This window comes from Lysobacter enzymogenes (assembly GCF_017168095.1).
In the GTDB taxonomy this organism is placed as follows: Bacteria; Pseudomonadota; Gammaproteobacteria; order Xanthomonadales; family Xanthomonadaceae; genus Lysobacter; species Lysobacter enzymogenes_D.
This window is the reverse complement of sequence record NZ_LXSD01000459.1, coordinates 1-2,493: the sequence shown is the minus strand read 5'-3', so window position 1 is coordinate 2,493 and position 2,493 is coordinate 1. Positions and strand designations below refer to the sequence as shown.

Below are 2,493 nucleotides of genomic sequence, written 5' to 3'. Positions count from 1 at the left end.
CCGCCCGGCCCGCCGCGACCGAAACCGCCAAGCCGGCCGACGCCGCGCCCGCGGACCCGGCGCAGGCGCCGCAATTCTTCGCTTTCAGCATCGGCAAGCTCGCCGCCGCGGCGCTCAAGGACGGCGACATCGACGTCGCCAACGACGGCAAGACCTTCGGCGTCGGCCGTCCGCCCGCCGACGTGGCGGCCGTGCTCAGCGCCAACGGTCAGCCCACCGATGTCGTGCACCTGAGCCTCCAGCCGCTGCTGGTGCGCAGCGGCGAGCGGGTGTTGCTGTTCGACACCGGCGCCGGCAACGCTTCCTTCGCCCGCGCCGGCCGCCTGCCGGCCGCGCTGACGGCCAGCGGCACGACTGCGGACCAGGTCACCGACATCTTCATTTCCCACGCCCACCCCGACCACATCGGCGGCCTGCTGACGCCGGCCGGCGCGCTGGCCTTCGCCAACGCCGCGATCCACCTGTCGGCGCCGGAGTGGGCCGCGCTGCAGGCCGACAAAGACAATGCCAAGTTGGTCGCGGCGATAACGCCGAAGGTGCAGGCCTTCGCGCCGAACGCCGAACTGGTGCCCGGCACGGTCAAGGCGGTGGCGATCGAAGGCCATACCCCCGGCCACAGCGCCTATGAGATTTCCTCGGGAGACGAGCGCCTGCTGTATATCGGCGACGCAGCGCACAGTTCGATCGTTTCGGTGCAGCATCCGGAATGGACGATCCAGTTCGACGGCGATGCGCCCAAGGCCGAGGCCAGCCGCCGCGCCCTGCTCAAGCGCGCCGCCGACGGCAAGGTGCACGTTTACGCGGTGCATTTCCCGTTTCCGGGGCTGGGCCGGATCAAGGCCGAAGGCGACCGTTTCGTCTGGGTGCCGGACGCCTGAGCCGGGGTTGCCGCCGGCCGTTCGGCTGGCGGGCCTGCGCAGATCGCTTCGTGGCGGCGATACTGGACGCCGCGCACCGTCGTCGGCCCCGAGGGGCCGACGCGCCAGGAGAAGGCAGGATGATCCGAACACGGACCCGAACACGCAGCCGGCTCACCGCGACTGCGATGCCCGCGGCATTCGCCGCCGCGCTGCTCGCCGCCGCGGCCTTGCCGCTGTCCTCGTGCGCGACGGCGGGCGCGCAAACCAGCGTGTCGACCCGGGATGAAACCATGAAGACAGGAGTGGCGCCGATGCTGGAAGAAATCTATTCGTCTCGAAAGCCGGTGCGGTTCGAACAGCTCGACGTCAGCGAGATCGTGCTGCGGCATATTCCGCTGGGCACCGACAAGGCTGCGGTGGAAGCGCAGTTCAAGGCCGCGCCCGGCGCGAAGATCGTCGAGGACAGCCCCGCCGAGCTGGTGGTGCGCGACAACAGGGGCCAGGCCATGCTCGACCCGGACGCGCGCTCGGTGGTGATGACCTTCTCCTTCGACGCCGCCGGCAAGCTGGTCAAGGTCGCCGCCGTCCATCTCAAGAACCAGTAACGGAACCGGCCGCGCATGGACGAGAAGATCGAAGTCGGCTACCGCAATATCGGCTCGGTCGCGGGCAAGGACTATCACCATAAATTCCTGCTCTATACCGACAAGAACGGCGAACAGCACACCATCAGCGGCTGGACCGGCGAGGAAAGGCCCGGGCTGCCGTACGGGCGCATGCACGTAGAGAGCAATCTGCCCTACGACCGCACCAATCCCGACCATCCCGACAACCTCAACGCCAAGGGCCAGAAGCAGTACCGCGAGGAGATCGTCACCGGCCCGGACCTGTCCAAGACCTGGGACAAGATGGTCGCCGACGCGCAGAGCAAGAGCGACAAATACCCTTACGACCCGCAGGTGCAGAACTCCAACGCCCTGGCCGACAGCGTGCTGCGCGACGCGCAGTTGAAGGAGCCGACCCAGGACGGATTCTTCGGCCATTGGGCGCCGGCTTCGGGCCGCGCGCTGGACGAGTCGGTCAAGCCCAGCGAGCCGGGCCTTGGCAATTCCGGCCGCACCTTCAGCACCAGCGACGCCAGGCCCGATCCGCAGCGCGAAGGCCAGCTGCGCGCCGATCCGATGTTCCAGCAGGCGCTGGCCGGCCTGGACAAGGTCGGCCCGAACGCCGGGGTCTACGACAACCAGCAGGACAAGGAGCGCGTTGCCGGCGCGCTGGCGCTGCAGGCGCGCAAGGCCGGGCTGCCGCAGATCCAGGAGGTCGTGCCGAGCCAGACCAACGGCAACGTGTTCGCGGTGTGGAAGAACCCGGGCAACGAGGCCGATCTGCTGCGCGCCCACGTCGACCGCGGCGAGGCGGCGCAGCAGCCGCTGCAGGCGAATCTGGAAAAGCTGGAAACCGCCACCCGGCAGCAGAAAGAGCAACAGGCGCGGGCGCCGGAGCCGGCCCCGCAGCAGGCGCAGGGCGAACAGGAAGCGCCCAGCCGCGGTTCGCTGTCGCGCTGATCCGCGGCGCGGCGCCGCATCAACCTCGCCGGCGCGGTGCGCGCCGCTGCGCCGGCGGTTGCGCGCGG

3 protein-coding genes are annotated in these 2,493 nt (G+C 69.7%); all 3 read left to right on the top strand.

Annotation, left to right across the window (positions count from 1 at the left end; translation table 11 throughout):
* Positions 1-878: MBL fold metallo-hydrolase (locus A7A76_RS19615; RefSeq protein WP_206412820.1), on the top strand; the 878-nt coding region annotated here is incomplete at its 5' end.
* Positions 879-928: 50 nt separating this feature from the next.
* Entirely contained in the window at positions 929-1,465 is a 537-nt protein-coding gene (locus tag A7A76_RS26085; protein WP_343225373.1) for a DUF6393 family protein, read from the top strand.
* 15 nt (positions 1,466-1,480) lie between these two features.
* Positions 1,481-2,425: an XVIPCD domain-containing protein gene (locus A7A76_RS19605; RefSeq protein WP_241201054.1), complete on the top strand. Its 945-nt coding sequence runs from the start codon at positions 1,481-1,483 to the stop codon at positions 2,423-2,425.
* Positions 2,426-2,493 lie beyond the last annotated feature (68 nt).

Bases quoted from the DNA above. Each gene is read 5' to 3' on its own strand.
- A7A76_RS19605 (WP_241201054.1), top strand. From the start codon at position 1,481: ATGGACGAGAAGATCGAAGTCGGCTACCGCAATATCGGCTCGGTCGCG.